Annotated in this window: 18 protein-coding genes; 9 read left to right on the plus strand and 9 right to left on the minus strand. The window is 39.7% G+C overall.

Going from position 1 to position 23,466, the window contains the following annotated elements:
* Positions 1-38 precede the first annotated feature (38 nt).
* Positions 39-845 (minus strand): IS110 family RNA-guided transposase, encoded by an 807-nt coding sequence (locus LOS73_RS08955; protein ID WP_457934954.1) that lies wholly within the window; start codon positions 843-845, stop codon positions 39-41.
* A gap of 365 nt (positions 846-1,210) precedes the next feature.
* Here LOS73_RS08955 and LOS73_RS08960 point away from each other — a divergent pair, with 365 nt between their 5' ends.
* Both LOS73_RS08960 and LOS73_RS08965 read left to right on the plus strand, forming a co-directional pair.
* Positions 1,211-2,626, plus strand: a complete 1,416-nt coding sequence (locus LOS73_RS08960) for an IS4 family transposase (protein ID WP_457934857.1) — start codon at positions 1,211-1,213, stop codon at positions 2,624-2,626.
* Between the two features lie 168 nt (positions 2,627-2,794).
* Positions 2,795-3,835 (plus strand): IS481 family transposase, encoded by a 1,041-nt coding sequence (locus tag LOS73_RS08965; RefSeq protein ID WP_337149778.1) that lies wholly within the window; start codon positions 2,795-2,797, stop codon positions 3,833-3,835.
* 58 nt (positions 3,836-3,893) lie between these two features.
* Here the strand turns inward: LOS73_RS08965 and LOS73_RS08970 are convergent, their stop codons facing one another.
* The 6 genes from LOS73_RS08970 to exbB form a co-directional block, all read right to left on the minus strand.
* Positions 3,894-4,790, minus strand: a complete 897-nt coding sequence (locus LOS73_RS08970) for an IS4 family transposase (protein ID WP_457934858.1) — start codon at positions 4,788-4,790, stop codon at positions 3,894-3,896.
* Between the two features lie 54 nt (positions 4,791-4,844).
* On the minus strand, positions 4,845-5,252 hold the full coding sequence (locus tag LOS73_RS08975) for a YbaN family protein (RefSeq protein WP_457934859.1): 408 nt from the start codon (positions 5,250-5,252) through the stop codon (positions 4,845-4,847).
* 50 nt (positions 5,253-5,302) lie between these two features.
* Positions 5,303-5,905 (minus strand): biliverdin-producing heme oxygenase, encoded by a 603-nt coding sequence (locus tag LOS73_RS08980; RefSeq protein ID WP_045984463.1) that lies wholly within the window; start codon positions 5,903-5,905, stop codon positions 5,303-5,305.
* 74 nt (positions 5,906-5,979) lie between these two features.
* Positions 5,980-6,813, minus strand: coding sequence for a TonB family protein (locus tag LOS73_RS08985; protein WP_050484164.1), 834 nt, complete (start codon positions 6,811-6,813; stop codon positions 5,980-5,982).
* A gap of 2 nt (positions 6,814-6,815) precedes the next feature.
* Positions 6,816-7,250 carry a biopolymer transporter ExbD gene (locus LOS73_RS08990; protein WP_033031504.1) on the minus strand — a complete coding sequence of 145 codons (435 nt, stop codon included), beginning with the start codon at positions 7,248-7,250 and terminating at the stop codon, positions 6,816-6,818.
* A gap of 3 nt (positions 7,251-7,253) precedes the next feature.
* Positions 7,254-8,225: a tonB-system energizer ExbB gene (gene exbB / locus LOS73_RS08995; RefSeq protein WP_457934860.1), complete on the minus strand. Its 972-nt coding sequence runs from the start codon at positions 8,223-8,225 to the stop codon at positions 7,254-7,256.
* Between the two features lie 245 nt (positions 8,226-8,470).
* On the opposite strand from exbB, the gene LOS73_RS09000 reads away from it, so the two are divergent.
* The 4 genes from LOS73_RS09000 to LOS73_RS09015 all read left to right on the plus strand — a co-directional run bounded on the left by LOS73_RS09000 (position 8,471) and on the right by LOS73_RS09015 (position 15,262).
* A complete protein-coding gene (locus LOS73_RS09000) occupies positions 8,471-8,983 on the plus strand; it encodes a sigma-70 family RNA polymerase sigma factor (RefSeq protein ID WP_033031506.1) in 513 nt (170 codons plus the stop codon).
* A gap of 9 nt (positions 8,984-8,992) precedes the next feature.
* Positions 8,993-9,982: a FecR domain-containing protein gene (locus LOS73_RS09005; RefSeq protein ID WP_033031508.1), complete on the plus strand. Its 990-nt coding sequence runs from the start codon at positions 8,993-8,995 to the stop codon at positions 9,980-9,982.
* Between the two features lie 117 nt (positions 9,983-10,099).
* Positions 10,100-12,796, plus strand: a complete 2,697-nt coding sequence (locus tag LOS73_RS09010) for a TonB-dependent receptor domain-containing protein (RefSeq protein WP_457934861.1) — start codon at positions 10,100-10,102, stop codon at positions 12,794-12,796.
* 33 nt (positions 12,797-12,829) lie between these two features.
* Complete coding sequence (locus LOS73_RS09015; protein ID WP_457934862.1) at positions 12,830-15,262, plus strand: hypothetical protein; 2,433 nt, start codon at positions 12,830-12,832, stop codon at positions 15,260-15,262.
* A 269-nt stretch (positions 15,263-15,531) separates the two neighbouring features.
* On the opposite strand, the gene LOS73_RS09020 is transcribed toward LOS73_RS09015, so the two are convergent.
* Both LOS73_RS09020 and LOS73_RS09025 read right to left on the minus strand, forming a co-directional pair.
* Complete coding sequence (locus LOS73_RS09020; RefSeq protein ID WP_204247241.1) at positions 15,532-16,395, minus strand: carboxylate/amino acid/amine transporter; 864 nt, start codon at positions 16,393-16,395, stop codon at positions 15,532-15,534.
* Positions 16,396-16,509: 114 nt separating this feature from the next.
* Complete coding sequence (locus tag LOS73_RS09025; protein ID WP_457934863.1) at positions 16,510-18,645, minus strand: M3 family metallopeptidase; 2,136 nt, start codon at positions 18,643-18,645, stop codon at positions 16,510-16,512.
* 698 nt (positions 18,646-19,343) lie between these two features.
* Between LOS73_RS09025 and LOS73_RS09030 the strand changes: the two genes are divergently transcribed.
* The 3 genes from LOS73_RS09030 (at position 19,344) to LOS73_RS09040 (ending at position 23,334) form a co-directional block, all read left to right on the plus strand.
* Positions 19,344-20,207 carry a mechanosensitive ion channel family protein gene (locus LOS73_RS09030; protein ID WP_008137029.1) on the plus strand — a complete coding sequence of 288 codons (864 nt, stop codon included), beginning with the start codon at positions 19,344-19,346 and terminating at the stop codon, positions 20,205-20,207.
* Positions 20,208-20,646: 439 nt separating this feature from the next.
* On the plus strand, positions 20,647-22,929 hold the full coding sequence (locus LOS73_RS09035) for a TonB-dependent receptor (RefSeq protein WP_457934864.1): 2,283 nt from the start codon (positions 20,647-20,649) through the stop codon (positions 22,927-22,929).
* Positions 22,930-23,034: 105 nt separating this feature from the next.
* Complete coding sequence (locus LOS73_RS09040) at positions 23,035-23,334, plus strand: hypothetical protein (protein ID WP_007376885.1); 300 nt, start codon at positions 23,035-23,037, stop codon at positions 23,332-23,334.
* The last annotated feature ends 132 nt before the right edge of the window (positions 23,335-23,466 follow it).

A 23,466-nucleotide genomic window follows, 5' to 3' on the forward strand; every position in this document is an offset into this window, starting at 1 on the left:
TAGGACTCCTTTAAACTCGGTCGCTTGCGGCCGATTCTTTAATACAAAGCACTTCGCAGCTTCTTATTTCCTATCACTTTAGATATCCAGCCTATTTTCTCTTTACCACCACTGCTATGTTGCACTGGTGCTAGACCAAAGCATGCAGCGGCTTCTCGACCACTTTTGAAATGTGTCGCATTACCTAGCGCTATTTTTATCAAGATTGCACAGACTGGACCAACTCCCTCTAAGGCTTGTAAGCGATTACAGGTTTTATCTTCTTTTATTATTTCATGCAATTGTTTTTCAATCAGCTTTGCTTCTTCACTTGTCTCCTTAAAGCGTTGAAAAAGGAGGTGAATTGAAAAGCGAAAGGAGGCTGTTAAACTATTTTCGGCCTCTTCTAGTATCTCTGGTATAGCGTGAATTAACGGGGTATCACCTTGAGCTATTGGATACCCTAACTCCAAAAGTAAGCCTCTGAGTTGATTACTTAAACTTACTTTTTGTTTGACCAATAAATCACGCATACATTCAATGCCTTGCAGGCATTGCTCCTGCACTGAAAGTAATCGGCTTTCTTTGATATGAGGTTGCCGAGCGGCAACAGAAATAGCCAGCGCATCATTAGCATCTGTTTTTTGCCCTTGACGAAATGCTTTTACTTGTCGTGCATTAATTGCTTTTACTTGATGACCAGCCTGTTTAGCAAAGCGTGCCCAATAATGTGTTCCGCCACACGACTCCATAGAAACTAGAGATTTTTTCTCCTTAATTAACAATTCTTTAAGTTTAGCTCTTGTGATTGCTTTGTTATAAATAACATTTCCATTCTTATCATGTTTTACAAACTTGGAATAAATTTTTTGCTAAATCAATTGCGATTACATTACAATCAAACATGTATGGGCTCCTTGGTAAAAGTTTAGTCGCTTATTACGTAACTCCTGAGGGAAGTGGGAGTCCATACATCTGTTTACCTTTCAAGGTTAAATTTGTAGCAGTCTGTTTGGTATTTAGGCAAGGCAAAGCCTAAGTAGTTTGGTTGTTCCCCATAAATAGGCGATAACGTAGCATTAATGCCAAACGGACACTGCCCGAAGGGTTCTGCCCTGGGACTATTTATTCTTTGTTGCCTACATGGATGTCATCTGTCTCTTATACACAAGTCTTTGAATATCGTTAAGTCTGTGATCTAATCGATCATCATCACTCATAGATTTATCATATGCACACAAACACTTCTGAAGAATGGGCTCAATTAATTTTTGGTAATGCTAATTTAGGAGATCCGAGACGCACCCGACGATTAGCTCTACTAGCAAGCGATATGGCTGAGAATGCAGACAGCTCAATTGTTAAGGTTTCTGATACACCCGCAAAAATTGAAGCCGCTTATCGTTTCATTAGAAATGAGAAAATATCCCCTCAAGCGATTGCCGATTCAGGATTTTCACAAACGAGTGAAGCGGTAAAGCAGTTGCCTTTGGTTCTCGCTATCCAAGATACGACAGGATTGACATTTAAACACAGTGTTTGCAAAGGGTTAGGCGATGTGAACTGTGCAAATACATTAGGAAAACCATCAAAAACAAGAACGCTATATGCGCATTCAACTTTAGCAATTGATGCAGATACGGAGCACGTTATTGGTTTACTCGACCAGTACTATTGGTTTAGGAAATCAAAGGTTAAAGGGACTAAAGATCAACAACAGCAACGCCCTTACGAAAAGAAAGAAAGCTATCGCTGGCAACAAACATTAATGGATATAAAAAAACGTACAGGTGAATTATCAAATATACTTAACATCTGCGACAGAGAAGCTGACATTTATGAGTACATGACTTACCAAAAAGATGAAGGGCATCGATTTTTAGTCAGAGCAAAAGAAAATAGAAAATTAATAGAGCCTCAATGCAATCTCAATCAGTTAATAGAAACAGCGCAGGGTCAGTGTTGTTACACTATTAATATAGCGCAACGTGCGGGAAGAAAAGCGCGTCAGGCCCGAATTACATTGAGCTATCAACCTATAACACTCGCCAAGCCTAAGCGAGTACAAGGGCAAGAATCACCGACATTGAGCGTCAATGTCATTGTCTGTCAGGAAAAAGAAAGTACGCAAAAAAATCCATTATGTTGGATTTTATATACGACAGAGCCCGTAAACACAGCAGAAGATGCCCAGAAATTAGTAAGATACTATGAACTTCGCTGGCGTGTAGAGGAGTTTCATAAAACATGGAAAACAGATGGAACCGAAGTAGAAGATTTACGTTTGCAGCACAGTGATAATATTTTACGAATTGCGATCATTAAAGCGTTTATTGCTGTCAGGTTATTACAGCTGCAAAATATGGCGCAAAGGAGTGAATTAGACAAAGAAGTGAGATGTACAACTTGTGTTAAAGAGATGACGTGGAAATTACTATGGGCAAAGGTTGAAAAGGATGTGTTGCCGGATAAAGTACCGTCTCTCCATTGGCTATACTATAGTTTAGCGAAATTGGGAGGGTGGTATGACAGTAAAAGAAATGGTCGAGTTGGCGTAAAAGCACTCTGGAAGGGGTGGTTGAAATTAGCAGAAATGGTCGAATCTGCCGAATTGTTAATATCAATTCAGCAGACAGAAAAGTTGTGATCAAGAGACAGGGATGTCATAGGTAGGTACTTAAGAAAAATATTAAGTACAGCCTTAAAATGTATTAGTTCAGACAAGATCTGACAATTCAACTTGAAAAAGTGAGAGTTACCCGTTTTGATAAAGGTGTCGAATCTTTAAATCAAAACAAACAAAAAGGTAACTCTCATGTTGCATACTAACAATCCAATCATAAAACACAAAGCTGGTTTACTTAACCTTGCCGAAGAACTAGGCAATGTATCAAGAGCCTGTAAAGTCATGGGCGTATCACGAGATACATTTTATCGTTATCAAGAACTCGTTAATGAAGGTGGTATCGATGCATTAATCGAAAAGAACCGCCGTACACCAAATATAAAGAATCGCGTTGACGAAGAAACAGAGCAAGCCGTCATTAACTATGCAGTTGACTATCCTGCTCACGGTCAACATAGAACCAGCAATGAGCTTCGTAAGTTAGGCGTGTTTGTCTCAGGTAGTGGTGTTCGTTCAATCTGGTTGCGTCACGATTTAGAAAACTTCAAAAAACGATTGAAAGCATTGGAAAACAAAGTCGCTAATGAAGGTATTATTTTATCTGACGCTCAAGTTGCTGCGCTAGAAAAGAAAAAACATGACGATGAAGCCTGTGGTGAAATTGAAACAGCGCATCCCGGTTATCTTGGCTCACAAGACACATTTTATGTTGGTAACCTTAAAGGTGTTGGTCGTATCTATCAACAAACCTTTGTGGATACCTACAGTAAAGTCGCCTTTGCGAAGCTCTACACAACGAAAACGCCAATTACAGCGGCTGACATGCTCAATGATAAAGTATTGCCTTATTTCGAAGGTCACAAATTGCCTATGCTTAGAATATTAACTGACCGAGGAACTGAGTATTGCGGGCGAGTTGAGCATCATGATTATCAGCTATATTTGGCAATTAACGACATCGACCATACAAAAACGAAAGCAATGTCCCCGCAAACAAATGGTATCTGTGAGCGTTTCCATAAGACGATTTTGAACGAGTTCTATCAAATCACATTCCGCAAAAAGTTGTACGATTCAATGGAAAAACTACAAAAAGATCTGGACGAATGGATGGATTACTACAACAATGATCGGACTCATCAAGGAAAAGTATGTTGCGGTCGAACACCACTTGAAACATTACTGGATGGAAAAACGGTTTGGGCAGAAAAGAATTTAGCTCAAATCTAAACTAACAGTCACCATTAGAAAAATGGGTAACTGTCAGATCAAGTCTGAGCTAGTACACTTAAAACTTTGGCTCTACCCCATACTGAAATACTCCTGTTTTTCGATCGCGTTTGGGGGGCGCCCTAGCTGCATTTTTCCTCAGAAAGTCAAATGCTCCATTAACTGCATTTAACAATCCTTTCCTATGCTTCCTAATAATCGCTGTTAATATGCCAATCCACCAAACACCCGTTGTTTTTGCTACTGTCATTGTAGACATTTCAGTTTTGAATATCTTTTCAATACAGCCAATTAAAAACCTTTTAAGCGTGGTTACTATTAAACTTACATAAATTAGCGCCTCTTGTAAGGTTGCGTTTGATGTTTGAAAGCCGCGTAAATTATTATAAGACTTACACTCCTTAAAAAGTAATTCAACCTGCCAGCGTAACCTATATAATTTGCCTATTTCAGTCGCTGTAAATTCATCAATAGATAAATTAGTGACTAAAAATGTATATTGTTTTTCTTTTTTTGACCAATACCCAACGACTCTTGTTAGCTTGTTTTTTATGCTAACATTCATATCAATAATATCATTTTTAGGTAATTTGGGGAGCAATTCACATAACTTTGGGGAATGACTTCCTGTTAATTCCTGTCCATTTTGCTTAAAAGCATTATGTACTCTGACTGCTTTTAATCCCTTCGCTCTTAATACGTAAAATCCTCCTGCTTTATCTAATTCATGAATATAACTACCTGAATAATATCCTCTATCAGCAAGTAACAACTGTCCTTTCAACTCTTTAAATGTTGGAAGTTCTTCACGTTCAGAGTAACTGTCTGGTGTTATACCTGCTTTTTCAAAGCAACCTTGCGTTAAATTTAAAGTAGCATGCAATTCAATAGCTGCTGGACACGTATTTGAAAATCGCCCAGGAAAAACATCTTTTAGCAGAGATAATATGTTCACCTCACAATTTAAATTGATGACTTAAAAAATGAGGTGAATTTGAAATTAGCATCCCTATTTCGGCAAAGGCCGTGAAACAACATAATACGCGCACGCAGCCATAAATAGCGCTACAGCACAGGCTAATAATAAAGAGGGTTGCGCGCCTAAGTAAAATAATCCATAGCCTATGACCATACCAAGGCTTGCCATGATCTTTACTGGCTTAGAAATTGCACCGTACGTTTGCCAATTCCTCAGTGTTTTACCAAAGCGAGGGTGATTAAGTAGCCAATACTCAAATCGTTGTGATGAGCGGCTAAAACAAAAAACAGCACCAATAAGAAACACAGTTGTTGGCATGACAGGCAAAAAAGCACCAATAATACCCAGCCCAGTAAGTAAAAAACCACTGAGCAAATAAGCTATTTTCTTTAAGTTTTCTGTAACTAATTTAGGGTTAGTCTTATTAATAAACTTCATAATTTACCATTTCGTTTTTTGCCAGATCATATAAATAATTACATTACTTGTTATTCAAATACACTATCAACGGCACTACGTACTAGGCTAAAAGCATCTCGGGCTCCATCAATAGCAAGGATTTGCTTTTCATGCGTGAGCTCAATAGCGTTTAAAGCTGTTGTAAAGGCTTTCCATGATTGTCCACGACCGATTGCGGCAGGAGCTAAATGGGTCGCGCCAAACTTTTCAGACAAACCAATACGTTTTGCCGCTTTCAATAAATACTCCGCGCCTAAATTAGAGCCTTCACAGACATAAAGCCAGCCAAGAGAAGCAGGGTAGCCAATGTCTGGCAAACGGATCTGCGCTTTCATATCATTAAGGTCAACATTGAGATCTAGAAGATCTTTTTCAAGATGGCTAAGACGCGCTCGTTCAGGTAAATCTGCAAATAAACATAATAGCCCAGGATTACAATACAGTGGCGCTATGGCTAAATGAAAACGATACTGTACCGCTAAAAATAAAGCGTAACGGTCTAAGTCTGCAAAAGGCCGCTTTGTCATAATTGTCTTATCTAGGCTGTCATGTGTGGTTGTGGTGTCTAGTTTTAGCTTTTGGGCTAAAGTGAGTATTTTAACTTCTTCGTTAACGTATAACTGTTCAATCATGAGCGATCCTTAAATATTAGCTAACTACTTGTCATGTAGTTAGTAATGGTTATATAAACACAGCGGTATCGCTGTTAATGAATAAAAAATGCAACAGGAACGGCCATGCTTATTGGGTTTCCTGTTACTGTTTTTGGTGGTGCAGGCAAAGGCTCTGCACGCCTAACTAATTCGATGACTTCTTGATCTAATGCTGCTATTCCACTGGGCTTAAATAAAGCAATATCGAGTACATTACCTTCTCTGTCCATGGTAAAACTTACCCATGGAATACCTTGTTGCCCACGTAATTTAGCCATTCGTGGGTAACGTTTTTTCCTTTCTAAATGCACCTGCAACGCACTTTGCCAAAGCTGTTTAGCTGAGCTTTCTTGTTCGCTCAAAGCACCTTTTACAGGCCCAGATGCCACTTTGGCTTCTTTTACTGGTAACGCTGCAGGTGCACTCGTTTGCTCTACGTATTGTTCACTCGCTCCAGTTGCCGCTGTGTTATTAGGTTGAGACTTTGGTGCAACGTCTGTTTTTTTCTCAGCGGTTTTTTTTAATGGTTTACTTAGCGCAGGCTTAATTGGTTTGTCTTTGATGGTAAAGTCAGATTTACTTTCTATAATTGGCTTTACTAAAGGCTCTATTTTTGTAGTCTCAGGTTCACTGCGTTGCTGCTTCATTGGCGCTGATTCTTGTTGCTTTGGCCCAACTGGTAGCGCTGATTGTTCAGATTTTGGGGCAGCAACAACGCTTACCTCAAAGACCTGTGGCGATGCTTGAATAGGCACATTGTTATTGCGTTCTTTTGGTAATAAAAAATAACTGGCAATAGCAAGGTGTAAAATAACAGCCCCTAAAATAGCGGTAATTACTTGCCACGATACTAAGCGAGAAGCTTTTTTAGTGGTGCCTGCAAACATACTCACTGGGCAACGTCCGTTTCGTGTTTTAAGCCCACTAGCGCAACTTGTGAATAGCCTGCTTTGGTTAATTGATTCATTAATGTCATAAACTGCCCATATTCAACTTTGCTATCAGCACGCAATAAAATACGTTGCTCAGTTTCAATTCCACGTTGATTTAGCTCTTGAGCCAAATTTTGTTGTTGAATGACATCGCCCTCACCGAGTATTAAGGTTAAGTCTTTTTGTAACGTTAGATAGGTAGGATCATCACTCTCTGGTTGCGCAGGGGCTGCAACAGCAGGAAGCTTAACGGGCACGCTCACTGTAGCAAGCGGTGTTGCGACCATAAAAATAATCAGCAATACCAGCATCACATCAATAAAGGGGGTAACGTTAATTTCATGCTGTTCATCTAAACCATCGTTATCGGTATTTTTAGTGCTAAACGCCATGATTTAAGACTCTTTAGATATGATGTTAACAGGTTTTTTATCATCATTAAGTAAGTTAGCTAAAGGCTTTGCCTGAGGGTTTTTCCTATCAAGATCACGACTAATTAATATCATGGTGGCAGTAAGAATATCAGTCAGTATGGCTTTATAACTGCCAATTGATCGAGAAAAATGATTATACATAACAACAGCTGGAATTGCCGCCACTAAACCCAAAGCGGTAGCTAGTAATGCTTCGGCAATACCTGGTGCGACTACAGCAAGGTTCGTTGTTTGCGTTTTAGCAATGCCAATAAAGCTGTTCATAATACCCCAAACGGTACCAAACAAACCTACAAATGGTGCTACAGATCCAATCGTTGCCAGCACGCCAGTCCCTCTATTCATATTTGCAGAAAGAGAGGTCTGTACTCGTTCTAAACGAGCAATTAAGCGCTCTTTTAACGCTTCGTCTGTAGCCGGTCCTGCCGCACTAAGGCATAACTCATGTTGAGTTGCAGTTAAAAGTATTAACGCTTCGCTTTTTTGCTGTGTTAGGTCATGGCTCGCCTTTGCAAAGCTTGTGCTTTGGATCAAATGAGCAAGTAATTTTTTAGCATGTCGTTTGGCAACATTGAGCTGTACAGATTTAAATATGCAAATAGCCCATGACACTAACGAGGCAATAAGCAGCCCTATAATTACACTTTTCACTACAACATCAGCTGCTTTGTACATTCCCCAAGGCGATAAGTCATGAGCATCAAAAGCGGCCTCGGTAAATCCATGCTCTGTATCAGTGGCGTTAATGGCGTCAGAACTAGGTGTTACGATTACGGGTTGCTCAACAATTGTATCTACAACTGGTGTAAGTTCAGGTGTTACTTCACTAGTACTCACCATCGAGAGGGGTTGCTCTGTGGCGTGTACTGTCATAGATAGCTGCACAATCCCACCGCTAAGCAAGCACAACAACAGCATGGCTCTTGTAAACATTTTTATTCCTAATCTTTAAATATGATCCATAAATTCAACGGTGTATCACCATTAAACTATGTCAATGTGTGCATCTTTTTGATGAACAATTTATTGGTTCTATAACTAATGCCGAACGAGAATCTATTTCCATCAATGAATAACAAATTTTTTATTATTAAACTAAACAGAATATCGCAATATACTTGAATGGGAATGAAAATCATTTATACTCTCGGGAAATATGCTACAGGAATATCTAAATTTTGACTAGCAATACCGCTAACTCAGTAGGGTTTAATACGCTTTATCAGGAACACCATGAGTGGCTTGTTCGGTGGATTGCGCGGCGTACCTACAGCACTGATAGTGCACAAGATCTTGCTCAAGATACGTTTATGCGTTTATTAAATAAACCCTCTTTATATAGCGAAATACGTAGCCCAAGAGCGTGGCTTACAAAAGTTGCTGGTAACTTAGTAACTGATGACATACGGCGCAAGATTTTAGAAAAGAACTATGTCGCTTTTTTAGAAAGCATGCCAGAAACAGCTTATTTCTCACCGGAAGAGCAATTTCAGTTGTTGAGGTTATTAGAACAAATAGACCGACTATTAAGTGGTTTAAGGCCAATTGAAAAAACGGCATTTTTAATGGTTAGACTCGATGGGCTCAGTTATAAAGAAGTGGCAAAACAACTCGATGTAAGCTTATCATCTATTGAAAAGTACATCGCTAAAGCTATGTTTGGGTGTTATACCCTCACTTATTCGGATTAAAAGTAATAGATGGATACCACTGTTGTGCAAAAATCAAAACACACGCCTTTAACTGATCAAATTGTGCAACAAGCGATTGCTTGGCGTATTTGTTTCGAGTCAGGCAACGCACAATCTAAAGATCTTGATGAGTACCAACGTTGGCGCTTAGCTGATCCTTTGCACGAACTGGCATGGCAGCGGATTGAGTTATTAGAATCAACATTTTCAAACGCGACACAAAAAAGCGCCAGCATAGTTCATTCAACGTTACAAAAAACAGATCGTGACATACAGAGCATGAGCCGCCGCCAAGCATTAAAGAAAATAGCAGGTACCACGCTTAGTTTAGCAAGTGTTAGTTGGTTAGCTGATGAACAAGGCGCTTGGCAATATCTTAATGCAGATTATGCAACCACTAATCAACGTGAACTTTTTACGTTAGCCGATAATAGTCAGCTTTGGCTTAATAGTGGCAGTACCGTTGAGCTTAATTTTAACAACCAAAATAAACGCATTCATTTAACGCGTGGAGAAATGCAATATACCGGCTCAGTGAGCACACAGCCGCTCCAAATAAAACTTAATCATGGAGTGCTAATAAGTGATAGTAAACAGTTTTTTGTGCGTCATGAAGATGACCATGCGCTAGTTAAAGTTATGCAGGGCAATATTGTTGTACAGCAGCCAAATTCTTTACGTACTAACCAAGTAATGAATGCAGGAGCCCTTTATAAAATAACCTCAAATTCAGTGCAGCAGTTAGATAATCATATATTTGATTACAGTAGTTGGACCGAAGGGCTTCTTTCTGTGCGGAACATGCCCATAAAGCATTTTTTAGCGGAGTTATCACGTTATCACCGTGGGTTTGTAAAATGTGCGCCAAGTTTAGATGATTACTTAATATCTGGGGTGTTTCAATTAAATGATACCAACCTCATTTTAACAACTCTTGCTCGCACTGCTCGCGCTAAAGTGCATTACATGACTCGTTGGTGGGCTGAAATACGTCCTTAATTATTCAATTAGTTACCCAGTTTAATAGAGTTATATAAAATAATTATCATTTAACCTTACGGGGTTTCTATTTTCATGCGTCATATAAGTATGCATTAAAGAAATAGGAAATCATTCATGCCCCGCGCTGCACTACACTTATTATCTGTTGTAACTTGTTTGTTGGTTATCACATCCACTGCAAGTTTAGCTGAACAAGCAACAACGACATCACAAATAAAAATGATCAAATTTGATCTACCTGCGGGTGAACTAGGGGATGTACTTAGATTATTTTCGCGCCAAGCAGGTGTAACGTTGTCATTTGAAGAGCGGACTGTACGTGGTTTTTCAGTTACTGCAATGTCAGGTCAATACAGCACCGAATCAGCATTGTTGACGCTATTACAAAATACTGACTTACAGGCCTTACCAATTAGTAGTAGTGCATGGTTAGTACAAGAAAAAAACCAACAAGATTTAATAACCCTAAATACTATTAATGTGCAAAGCCGTAACGTTGATCTAAAAGATCAAACCTACACCGAAGCTGGCTCAGTAAACTTGATCACTCAGCAAGATATTCAACGTTTTAGAGGAACCAGTGTTGGCGATATTTTTCAGGGCACGCCGGGTGTATTGATCAGTGAAAATCGCAACTCTGGTGGCCTCGATATAAATATTAGAGGTATGCAAGGACAGGGCAGAGTACCTGTGGTGATCGACGGCAGTCGCCAAGAAACCACGGTTTATCGCGGTTACTCTGGGGTGTCAAGTCGTAGCTACATTGACCCTGACTTAATCGGATCACTTAAAATTAGTAAAGGCCCGGTAATGAGTGCTGATGGCACTGGCGCGACTGGTGGCTTGGTGAGTGTAAGTACATTAAACGCCGATGATATTGTAAAAGAAGGCGAGTTAACAGGCTATCGGTTGCGTGTTAGCGCCATTGGAAATAGCTCAAATGCACCCGATCCTGGGACTTATGCGGGTTATTATTTAGCACGTAATGCGTACCGCTCTGAATGTCGGTTTTCGATCTACTGTAGCGATCAATATTTAATGCCCGAGCGCTTTGCACCTGATGAAGGCATGGAGAGACCAAGCTTACTTGAATTTGGTAGTTATGCCAGTAGTTTAGCAGCAGCTAAACATTTCGAATGGGGCGACCTTATTGGCGCCTATGCAAGAAGAGAGCAAGGTAACTACTACGCAGGTAGTAATGGCCCTACACCAGAGGTCATTTACGGCGAACCAGACAAGCTTGCTTGGTACACTGAAACGCAAGTATCAATGCAAGGCGCGTCACGTTTTCGTGCTAATGAGCGTATCCCCAATACTAACTTTTCGAGTGAATCTTGGCTGTTAAAAAGTAACGTACTGCTGCCCGATGATCAAAGTCTAGAAATGAGCTATATACGTTATAACAGCGCTTATGGCGAAATGATGCCTTCACAAATACGTTCTTTTGGTCAAGCAAGACAATGGCTTGATAGCGAAGTAACCAATCAAACTTACACATTGCGATACCGTTGGCAGCCAATTAAATATGACTGGGCTGATTTTAAAGCCAATGTTTGGCATACCGATGCACTTACTCAGTTAAATACCCCAGGTGTTGGCTCAGTAGATATTGCTGATAATGTCGCTCGCAGTGATGACTATCAACGTTTTGGAACTGATATAAGTAATAGCATGATGTTTTACTCAGCAGGCGAATTAGAACTAAGCTATGGCTTTGCTGGACAGTATGAAAATATGGACACTAACACCCCTGAAACCGAAGGCTTTTATGTGGGTTCACGCAGCGGGTGGCGTAAAGAGTTCAGCGCTTTTAGTGCAATAGATTGGCAATTTTCATCAGCATGGTCACTAGAAGCAGGTTTACGTTTTACTCATTTTTCTTCTAAAGACAACAATCCCCTTGTTATAAACACGAATGATCCCGCCTGTATATCTGACGATGCAGGTGGCTGCTTAGAAGTGCAATATGAAAATAGTCATTCAGGTACTGCGCCGTTAGTTGCTATAAAATGGCAAGCATTTAAAGGATTACAATTTTACCTTCGCCATAGCGAAGCACTGCGCATGCCGAGCTTATTTGAAAGCACCTCAGGTTGGTCTGTAAGCCCTGTATTAGATATCCCTTTAGAACCTGAACATGCAACGAATCAAGAAGTTGGCTTAAATTATTTAAACGACTCATTACTGACCAATGATTATAAAGTAGGTTTCAAGCTCGCGTATTTCCAAAACCACGTTGATGACTACTTAACCCGCACCCAGCCAAATGCATGGGAGCAAAAGCAAGGTGGTCTCGACTTCTTCCGAATGCGAAATATCGACAGTCTTGATCTAAATGGCTGGGAACTTAATTTTAGCTACGACACAAAATACTGGCTTGTAGAATTAAGCGGTACGCATTACACCCATATTGAAGTGTGCAATGTGGGGAGTTACGTACGTTACTACTGTAATTATTGGGGCCTACCTGAGAGTTATATAAACAACATGATCCCGCCAAATTGGCATGCAAGTGCTCACTTTGGTGTGCGTTTATTTGAACAGCGGTTAGAAGCGGGACTCAGAGGCACTTTCATGGGGCAACGTAACTCAATCCCTCGCTACAACGCTCCAGCAGGGTTTAATGAACCCGTCCTTTGGCACGGTTATAACCTTCTGGATATCTATGCCAGTTATAAATTTAGCGATGATACGACACTCGACTTCACCGTAGACAATGTCACAGATCGTTATTACCTCGATGCCTTGAGCTTGGGTTTATTACCTGCACCAGGAAGAACAGCACGACTGAGCTTAACTTTACAATTTTAACTGATAACACCTATCAGACAGGAGAATAAAAGCATGAAAAAAATATTTTGCGTAATCGCCATCATCGGACTTTCACTCACTATGTCGGCCTGTGGCGGCAGTAGTGATAAAAAAGCCGACACCGAAGTACAAGTCCCGCAGCAAAAGCCAATCGCTGTCATTGAGTTACAATCGCCCACGGAACAAACATTTTCACTAGAAGCTGGCGCAGTACAAGTAACACTCAATGCTGATACAAGTACCAGTGCCGAAGGTACTAGCTTAACTTACACGTGGCAGCTTATTGAGCGACCAGCTGCAAGTAAGTCAGATATTACCAGTGCAGACAGTGTAATAACTGAATTTACAGCTGATTTCCCCGGTGAATATGTAGTGAACTTAATCGTAAACGATGGCACCAACAACAGCGAAGCTGTTCGTTTTACGCTCACTGCAACCAGCCCTTATCCAATTGCAATTACTGAGTCAATTTATAGTGTAAATTTGGGCACTGATAGCATTGGTCTTGATGGTAGTCAAAGTGTAACACCGACTGGTGAAACCGGCTCATTAGCATACCAATGGGAGCTTATTGAAAAGCCAATAGATAGTACTGGCTATTTAAACAATGCAGATCAAAGTCAAAGTACTTTATTTGTTGATTTGGCCGGTGATTACAAACTGCAATTTATAGTGACTTATAATGGCATTGCCAGTGAATCCGTTAATGTTACGGTTAGTGTAGCTGAGGGTAATGCACCACCAGTTGCTAAAGCAGATGACATTACTATTATCTTAGGTGAAGAAGCCGTACTTGATGCCTCATCGAGTATTGATCCAGAAGGTGAGAAACTGCAATATCGCTGGCAATGGGGTTATAGCCCAACGGAACCTGATAATGCACCCTTGCCAAAACTTGACGGTGCAACAACCGCCAAAGTGCGTTTTACTCCACAAGCTGTAGCAAGTTATAAAGTCATGCTATTTGTATTTGATGGTACTCGAAAAAGTGAAGAAAAAGAAATAACTGTCACAGTCAATAAAAACCCTGAAGCGACAACCAATGCGGCACCTATTGGTGAGTTATCAGCAACTGGTTATTATCCGTCTTACAGTATTGGTGAGCAAGAAGTTGGTCTTCGCGCTGAGTTTAACTTTACCGGTTATGATCCAGAAGGCGAAGCACTGCAAATTATCGACGCGACACTTGTTGAAAAACCTGAAGGTAGTGTTGCTGAGCTTGTTGATATTGGCTCTTGGAAACCGATGGGTAAAAAAATCCAAAAGTTAGATATAGCCGGTACTTATTTAGTTCGAATGGTGATTTCTGACGGCGAAAATCAAATTTCACTTGATGCTACGATGGAAGCAAAAGTAGGTAACGTTAATGGTCAGCCTTCAACAAGTGGTGTTAGTGCACAATCAAAATCAGTGTTGGTTGGTGATGCGTTAGTATTTGATGCTTCAAGTAGTGATCCTAATGATGACCCAATTACCTTTCATTGGGAGCTAACAGACAAACCAGATGGTAGTAATGCCACAATTGAAGCAGTGATCGAGCCAGAAAGTCAAGAGTATCGCCGTGCAAAAGTGATCACCGATGTGCCAGGCTCTTATACCGCACGTTTGATTGTAGAAGATGACCGTGGTTTATTTGCCAAAACATATGCGCAAGATAATGGTTTAGCTAAATTAACCAATACAACACCAGAGATCCGCTCGGTTGTGTGGGCACGTAACTGGGGACGCTTAAGCCCAGGTGAAGACTATTATCAAATTCTTACATGTATGTCGTTATTGCATCGCCCTGTGACAATTGATGCCGATGGTGATGAAGTCTTCACGCATGAAGAGCTGATCAGTGCACCTGAAGGCGGCGAGTTTACCAGCAGCCCAAGTGAGGCCGACTGTCCTAACACCCGAGGCCAAGTATTTACTAAACCAGGAACGTACACATTTAGATACTCTGCAACAGACTTAATTGATGATGCTCCACAGTATGATTTTGTAGTAAAAGTTGACCCAATAGCTGAGGCGAAAGGTGTTCGTTTACGTAGTTTAAATGACAATGATGAAAGCTTATGGCAGCCATTACCATATGAAAATATCCCTCCATTTGCGAATGACTTTTATGCAAGCTCTAAGCCTTTTCTTGAAGAAGGTTATGTAAGATGGTCGTTAACTGCAACTGATGCAGATTACACCATCGAAAACCTACATGTTAGTCATATCAATGGTGATTTAGAAAGCTTAACACCTCGCTTTGAAAACTTAATGCAAGGACAAGTTATTGCCAAAGGTGAGTCTGTTGAGTTTAAAACGTTACTACCAGTGGTAACGTGTGTTCGTAACGAAGAGGCATCAGAAGGATTTCATTTCTCATTCAGAATTAAAGAAATTCCTGAAATCACTTTTGTATATGAAACATGGCGTACAGCTAACCAATCAAGCTTATTTTATGAGTGGACTGAGTGTGAAGAGGATTAGTTGACCACAACAGATCAATGACTCTAGGGTATGTTGAGCTCGAAACATCACACGCCCTAGAGTAATATAAATCTATCTTGAGCAGCTATTTTCAGCGCTAACTGCGTTGAATTTACTTGCAATAGAGCAGCGATTGACGCGTAAATTCGACTTGTTTTCACTGAAAATCTCTGGCTAGAGAAAATAAATTTAAATATCACCATGATTCAATATGTTAGTAAATCTCTTAACCAGAGTTCAGGTTAATTACCTTTAGTGACAGTTTCAGGTCAGTGCTTAGGTGTTGCCGACTTTTTATCTAGATACTGATTAAGCACGAGTGCCAATAAGATGATCGTACCACCTAGACTGAGTTTTATAATATCAGCGTCTCGGTTCCAAATAAGTATATTGATTATAATACCTGCCGGAATGAGTAAATTATTCATAACTGCCAGTGCTCCAACATTGACAAGGGTTGCGCCTTTGTTCCATGCAAAATAGCCAAGGCCAGAGGCGATAGTACCTAAATAAATAAGTACCCCCCACTGGGTTGATGTGCTTGGCAGTTTGTTTGCATCGCCAAATGAAACGTAGCATACAATGGCGACAATTAGTGCCCCGATAAAAAACCACCCAAATAGAGCCTTATCATCAAGAGTATTGTTTGCCATTAAACGCTTGTAAGTTACTTGCCCAGTTGCGAAGCAAATATTGGCTGCTTGTACAAGTAATAAGCCAATCAAAAAGTGGCTATTTAAGTTCTTGTAACGAATAGCAACCGCGCCGCAAACAGCGATAAGTGCGACTACAAAAAATCGAGGGTTGAATTTTTTTTCAATTGCATCGTTTAATAGGGTGATGTAGATAGGGGTCATTACAGTAAATAGCAGTACTTCAGGAACGGTTAAAAATAAAAATGAGTGGTAGTAAAAGCTATACATAACACCAAGTTGTATAGCGCCAATCAGCATAAGCTTTAAGGCTAAAGGTTTAGGCGTTTGTTTAAGCTTTAAAAAAGGTAAAAAAATCAGTGTTGCCAGTGCTATGCGTATTAATACGCTAAACCAAGCGTCAACTTGTCCTGCTAAGTACACACCAATTAAACTAAACGAAAACGCCCATAGCAAAGTGACTGTAAATAAGTACTGCATAACCATCATCTTTTAATAAATATTGGGCTAAGTTTATCTGTTATATGTGAGGGTATAAACAATAAAAGCCCGCAAGCGGGCTTTTATAAAAGTGAGCTTAATAAATTAAGTTATTTACTCAACTAAACCACGGCGCTTAAGTAATGCGTCGGTAGTTGGTTTTTGACCTCTAAACTCAATGTAGCTTTGCATTAAGTCGCGGCTGTTACCTTTTGATAGGATTTCTTTACGGAACTTGTCACCATTTTTACGTGTTAAGCCGCCGTTGTTTTCCATATGTGCAAAGGCATCTGCTGCAAACACTTCAGTCCATAGGTACGCGTAGTAACCTGCTGAATAACCACCTGCAAATGTGTGGCTAAAGAAGTTTGATTTGTAACGCGGTGGAACAGGGTAGTAAGCAATACCGTGTTTTTCTAGCGCGTCTTGTTCAAACTTTTGAACATCAGTAATTTTTTCATCAGAACCAAATGAATGCCATTCCATATCAAGTAGTGCAGCGGCTAAATATTCAGTAGTGCCGTAACCTTGGTTGAATTTTTGCGATTCAAGTACTTTATCAAGTAGGGCTTGTGGAATTGGCTCACCTGTTTTGTAATGCTTAGCGTAGTTAGCAAGTACCGTTGGTTCAATCATCCAATCTTCGTTTGCTTGCGACGGAAATTCAACAAAGTCACGCGCCGTTGCAGTACCCGCTAAGCTTGGGTACTTAACATCTGAGAATAAACCGTGTGCAGCATGACCAAATTCATGGAACATAGTAGACACTTCGTCAAACGTCATTAGCGTAGGTTCGCCTGCAGCAGGTTTTGGAATGTTCTGCGCATTGTAAATAACTGGTTTAGTACCTTTTAAGCCACTTTCGCTTACGTATGCACTCATCCATGCACCGCCACGTTTACCTTCACGTGCATATGGGTCTAAGTAAAATAAACCGATAGCACTGTTATCAGCGTTAAATACTTCGTATACAGTTACATCTTCATGATAAACGGGAAGATCTTTACGTTCTTTAAACGTAATGCCATATAGTTTATTCATCGCGAAGAATAAACCGTCGTGAATTACCGACTGCATTTCAAAGTATGGCTTAACAAGTACTGGGTCTAAGTTGTATTTTTCTGCACGTACTTTTTCAGCATAAAAAGTCCAATCCCATGGTTTAAGCTCAAAGCTTTCGCCTGAATCGTTAATCACTTTTTGAATAGCGGCTGCTTCTATTTTGGCTTTTTCAACTGCTTTTGGCGCAAGGTCGTCTAGAATGCCATATACATTGTCAGTTGTTTGCGCCATACGCGATGTCATTACATAAGAAGCCCAATCCTTATAACCTAAAAGCTCTGCTTTTTGAGCGCGTAGGTTGGTTTCTTTAATTATAATAGGGCCGTTAGTTTTTGCAGCACGATTTGCAGAAGCTTTAAAAATTTGCTCACGCAGGTCGCGGTTTTCAAGGCTGCTTAAAATAGGCTGTTGCGTTGTATTTACTAACGTGATCATGTAACCGTCTTTACCCGCCTTTTTAGCCGAAGCTGCAAGACCTGCAATTTCACCTTCAGAAAGACCGGCTAATTTGCTTTTATCAGTAACGACAATGACGTCTTCTTTATATGATTTTAAAATGTTTTGTGAAAACGCGGTCGACAGTTGAGCTAGCTCTGAGTTAATTTCACGCATTTTAGCTTTTTCAGCGTCATTTAATTTAGCACCTGCTTTTACAAACTGCTTGTAGTAAAAGTCAACTAGACGTTGATCTTCAGCATTTAATTTATCTTGCTTGTCATAAATTGTTTGTACGCGCTTAAATAATGCACCGTTTAAGTAAATGTCGTCTGAGTGAGCTGATAATACCGGCGCCATTTTTTCATCAATGCGCTGGTATTCGTCATCTGAAATTAAACCCGATAAGTTGTAAAAAGCAGCCGATACGCGGTTCAATAACTCGCCTGATAGCTCCATTTTAACTAATGTATTTTCAAATGTTGCAGGTTTTGGGTTATTAGCAATAGCTTCAATTTGCGCTGTGTGCTGTGCAATACCAGCATCAAACGCTGCTTCGTAGTCTTTTGTGCCAAATTTATCAAATTCTGGCGCCATATATTGCAATGGGCTTGGTTTAAATAAAATATTGTTTGCGTTCATGTCTTGCACTTGTGCTGCGCCTTCTTCTGCCGTTTTTGTTGTTTCATCTGATGAACAGGCCGATAGTATTAGGGCACTAGCAATAGTAGTGGCGATCAGTGTCTTACGCATAATAACTCCATAGAAAGATTAGCCGGAATAGGCTTTATGAGTTTAAAAACCCAGTTAACTTACCAAATTCTGATTTATATACAATAAAGTTTATCGATATTAAGCGGGATTTGAACGCAAATTAGCTAATAACAGGCATTTAGGTAGGTAAATACAGCTCTAAAACATCGTTTTAACTACAGTGAGTATCAAAAGAGGCGCTGTTTATACATTTACTCTTGCTATGCAAGTAGACACCCTATTTTATTGCGATGCTCTAAAATGTAGGTTAGGGCGTGTGAACTTTGGTGGTTGAACTTGCATCAGTATGTTTGGTTTTTAGGCAAGGCAGAGCCTATGAAGTGCGGTTATTCCCCATAAATAGGCGATAACGTAGCACAAAGACCAAGCATGCGCTGCCCGTCGGGTTATTTCTAAGGACGATTAACTCTTTGTTGCTTACAGGATGTAGATAAGGGGCGTGAGCAGGATGTGGAAGCTTTGCTCGGTTTTTACTGAGCCCACTAGGTTACAAACCTCGCGCCACTTTTTAATAACTAGAGGGGACTTGCTGCAGTAAGAGTTAAATCAGTGCATATTGAACTTATTAACAGTGTGTTTAAGTTATATTATGACGTGCTAAACTTACCCAACACTGAATCACTTTCACTCTATAGCGATTTAACTTTAAAGCGCTCCTTGCTTGTATTGGAAAATAAATGACGTTAGAACACATAAACCAAATTCTTGCCTTTGTTGTATTTAGTTACAGCGATGTACATATTACCGTTGCAAAAATCATTAAAGTACCTTTAATACTTTTCGCTATTTGGTTTGTTGTTACGCGTATTGGTAAGTTGATAAAAAAAACCTTACTAGCAAAAAAGTTAAGCCAAGACGCGGTGCATTTATTCACTCGTATCTACTTTATTATAAGCATTGCGATTTTAGTTTTTACGTCCTTAGAAGTACTTAGTATCCCCGTTACTGCATTTGCATTCGTATCGGGCGCTATTGCTATTGGCGTTGGTTTTGGTGCACAAAATATTATCAACAACTTTATAAGTGGTTGGATACTTATGTGGGAGCGACCAATTCGTATTGGTGATTTTTTAGAAGTGGGTGATGCAAAAGGGGTTGTAGAGACAATAAATACACGTTCAACACGTATACGCCGAAACGATGGTGTGCATATGCTGATACCCAATAGCCAGCTATTAGAAAATACAGTAACTAACTGGACACTAATTGATGGTAATGCGCGTTCAGCGGTGAGCGTTGGTGTTGCATACGGATCGGACGTACTGCTGGTTAAAAAGCTAATTCAGCAAGTACTTGATGACCATGAAGCTATATTGGCTAATCCAAAGTCGTCAGTACTATTTGATGACTTTGCAGATAGCTCACTTGTATTTAACGCTATTTTTTGGGTGTGCGCAGAGTCGGAGACTATGCTTAGAAAAGTACGCAGTGATATTCGCTTTAGTATTTACGCTGTATTTGAAGAGCATGATGTAGTGATTGCTTTCCCGCAGCGTGATATTCATATAGATGGTGAAATTGCACTTAAGCGTATCAAATAAAAACATTCAGTTATCTGAATCCATAAAAAATAAAGCTGCCGTGTGCAGCTTTTTTATTTTCAAACTATGTTCGTGTTTTTTCATTTTTGTTTAAAAAGTGCAAATGGCTACTTTGTTTGGTGTTTTTTTATAAGGACATATGTCCTTATTTGTTGTGTTTTATGCCTTTAAATGTATAAAAATGGCATAACGTGTAGTTAAATGTTGCAAAAGAGTTTACTTTTTTGCTCATCTTTTTGCAGTAAAATTATTACGTGGTGGTATAATATCGATCGTTCGTTCAGCCTTATAACATCGTTTTTGTACTCTCGATAATAAGGTCCGCGCAGCCTATAGCAAGACGCGAAAAATTGGTCGAACCCGCAATCTACCTCCATGGTATAAATTGCGCAACACATAAACCGTTGAATAAGAGTGCACACAAAAGGTTAAACCCAACATGAAAGCAATGAAACGATCTACGTTAGCAACCCTAATTAACGCAACGTTGTTCTCTGCAGTAGCAGGTACTTCATTTTCTTCTTTAGCTGCGCAAGAAACAGCTAAAAAAAGCAACCAATTAGAAGTTATTCAAGTAACCGCTCGTAAACGTGTCGAAAACGCTCAAGAAGTACCCGTGGCAGTATCTGCATTACAAGGTGATAACCTTGATGTGTATAGCTCTGCTGGTATGGATATTCGCTTTATGAATGCGAAAATTCCAAGTTTAGCGATTGAGTCTTCTTATGGCCGTACATTTCCACGTTTTTATGTTCGTGGTTTAGGCAATACCGACTTTGATTTAAATGCATCACAACCTGTGTCACTGGTTGTTGACGATATCGTTCAAGAAAATGCGATTCTAAAAGGTTTCCCTGTATTTGATGTTGAGCGTGTAGAGGTTTTACGTGGTCCGCAAGGTACATTGTTTGGCCGTAATACACCGGCTGGTCTTGTAAAATTTGATTCGGTTAAACCTAGCCAAGAATTTGAAGGTTTTAGCTCAGTATCATATGGCACAGACAGTGCCGTTGATTTTAGAGGCGCGGTGGGTGGTGGTTTAACTGATAATCTTTCAGCACGTGTTTCTGTTCTTTGGCAAGACAAAGATAATTTTATTGATAACCGTGCGCCAGGTTTTGAGCAAGATGATGTACTAGGTGGTTACACCGATAGAGCTGCACGTATCCAATTTTTATATGAAAAAGATGATTTTTCAGCCTTACTTAATTATCACGTACGTAATATGGATGGCACACCTATTCCATTTCGTGCGAATGCAATTAAAAGTGGCACTAACGATCTAGTTGATGACTTTGATTATAAAGTTGTTTACCACGATGCAGCAGCACGTGAAAAGCAAACTGTTGATGCACAAGGTTTAAGCTTAAAGCTAGAATATGATTTTAATGATTATACAATTACTTCAATTTCAGGTTGGGAAAGCGCAGAAGTAAACTCGCGTGGCGATATTGATGGTGGTTATGGTGCTGACTTTTTAGGTGAGTTTCATGGTCCAGGTTCAATTCCATTCCCATCAGAAAGTGAAAGTGGTTTACCAGATCACGACCAATACACGCAAGAATTACGTTTAGCGAGTAACTTTGACGGCGATGTTAATTTTCAAACCGGTTTATTTTATTTTGATGAATCAGTAACGATTGAAAACTTCGGCTACAATACGTTAGCTGGGGGCGCGTTAAACGGTTACGTTAATCAACAGCAAGATACTAAAGCTTGGGCTGTATTTGGTTCTGTAGATTACACTGTTTCTGATGATTTAAAACTAACGGCTGGCCTTCGTTACTCTGACGATGAAAAAGACTTTGAAGCAGTACGTAAAATAGTTAGCGATGACTGCCTAAATAACTTGATACAATGTAAAAACGATATCACCCGTACAACTGATGTAAGTGATGATCATGTAAGTTGGGATATTTCAGCGTCTTATAAATTAAATGATGATGTTAATTTATATGCACGAGTTGCAAATACATTCCGCGCTCCTAGTATTCAAGGTCGTATCACGTTCTCTGACGAGGTTACTACAGCTGACTCTGAAACTGTTACTTCATATGAGACAGGTTTCAAATCAGACGTACTTGATGGTCGCGGGCGTGTAAATGCGAGTATTTATTATTTTACTATGGATGATCAGCAATTAACTGCTGTAGGTGGGACTGCAAATACCACAAGTTTGCTCAATGCAGATAAGACAACAGGTTATGGTTTTGAACTTGATACCGAGTGGGTATTAACTGATGAGCTTAATGCCACGTTTAACTTTAGTTATAACAAAACAGAGTTAAAAGATAACAGCATTACCATTCCTGTACCAGATCGTGACACATTGCATATTACTGATACGACAGTGAATGGCAGAGCAATCATTGATGGTAATAGCTTACCTAATGCACCTGAGTTTATTTCTAACATAACACTTCGTTATTCAAAAGAACTAGCCGATGGTAACTTTTACGCTTACACCGATGTATCGTACCGCAGTAAAGTTAACTTCTTCTTATATGAAGCGGTTGAGTTTGAAGGTAAACCGTTAACAGAAGTAGGTGTGCGCGCCGGTTATACTTGGGCTCAGGATGATAATGAATACGAAGTAGCTGTTTTTGCTCGTAACTTATTTGATGAGCAAGTTGCTATTGGTGCAATCGACTTTAATAACAACACAGCAATGGTTAATGAAGAACGCTATGTTGGCGCTGAGTTTAAAGTTAACTTCTTCTAAAGATAACCTTAAATTATATTAATTTTTAAAAGCCTGCCTTGTGCAGGCTTTTATGTTTTTATAAAGCTGGTAAAGTAGCGTTAATTAATTTAAAGAGATAAAAAGATGGCTGGATTTTGGAATTACCGTGTAATTTTTTGTGAAGCAACGAAAGATGAAGCAGCGCAATATCAAATACACGAAGTGGAATATAACTTGAACGGCAAAGTAACTAACTGGTCAGAAACAGGCGCAGCCCCTTTTGGTACAACATTAGATGAATTAAAAGATGACTCAGAGCGTTTAAAAACAGCATTTGAAAAACCTGTACTTAAAGTTATGCGCAAAACGCGTGGCTATGAGCTTGTTGATGTTGATACGGGTGAGGAAGCAACGGGTGAGCCGCCAGCAGGCTTAACGCAATAACTGTATTTATATAAAAGGTGCTTAAGGCGCCTTTTTTTATTGTCAAAATTTAGCTTAGGTTAAATAATACCAATCTGCTTATATATGGGTTCTATTTAACGTTAAGAAAATTACGCTAGAACTAGGCAAAAA

Source organism: Pseudoalteromonas sp. SCSIO 43210, assembly GCF_054133285.1.

Coding starts and splice junctions, on each gene's coding strand:
- LOS73_RS08960 (WP_457934857.1), top strand. CDS start 1,211: ATGCACACAAACACTTCTGAAGAATGGGCTCAATTAATTTTTGGTAAT.
- LOS73_RS08965 (WP_337149778.1), top strand. CDS start 2,795: ATGTTGCATACTAACAATCCAATCATAAAACACAAAGCTGGTTTACTT.
- LOS73_RS08975 (WP_457934859.1), bottom strand. CDS start 5,252: ATGAAGTTTATTAATAAGACTAACCCTAAATTAGTTACAGAAAACTTA.
- LOS73_RS08980 (WP_045984463.1), bottom strand. CDS start 5,905: ATGATTGAACAGTTATACGTTAACGAAGAAGTTAAAATACTCACTTTA.
- LOS73_RS08985 (WP_050484164.1), bottom strand. CDS start 6,813: ATGTTTGCAGGCACCACTAAAAAAGCTTCTCGCTTAGTATCGTGGCAA.
- LOS73_RS08990 (WP_033031504.1), bottom strand. CDS start 7,250: ATGGCGTTTAGCACTAAAAATACCGATAACGATGGTTTAGATGAACAG.
- exbB (WP_457934860.1), bottom strand. CDS start 8,225: ATGTTTACAAGAGCCATGCTGTTGTTGTGCTTGCTTAGCGGTGGGATT.
- LOS73_RS09005 (WP_033031508.1), top strand. CDS start 8,993: ATGGATACCACTGTTGTGCAAAAATCAAAACACACGCCTTTAACTGAT.
- LOS73_RS09010 (WP_457934861.1), top strand. CDS start 10,100: ATGCCCCGCGCTGCACTACACTTATTATCTGTTGTAACTTGTTTGTTG.
- LOS73_RS09015 (WP_457934862.1), top strand. CDS start 12,830: ATGAAAAAAATATTTTGCGTAATCGCCATCATCGGACTTTCACTCACT.
- LOS73_RS09020 (WP_204247241.1), bottom strand. CDS start 16,395: ATGCAGTACTTATTTACAGTCACTTTGCTATGGGCGTTTTCGTTTAGT.
- LOS73_RS09025 (WP_457934863.1), bottom strand. CDS start 18,645: ATGCGTAAGACACTGATCGCCACTACTATTGCTAGTGCCCTAATACTA.
- LOS73_RS09030 (WP_008137029.1), top strand. CDS start 19,344: ATGACGTTAGAACACATAAACCAAATTCTTGCCTTTGTTGTATTTAGT.
- LOS73_RS09035 (WP_457934864.1), top strand. CDS start 20,647: ATGAAAGCAATGAAACGATCTACGTTAGCAACCCTAATTAACGCAACG.
- LOS73_RS09040 (WP_007376885.1), top strand. CDS start 23,035: ATGGCTGGATTTTGGAATTACCGTGTAATTTTTTGTGAAGCAACGAAA.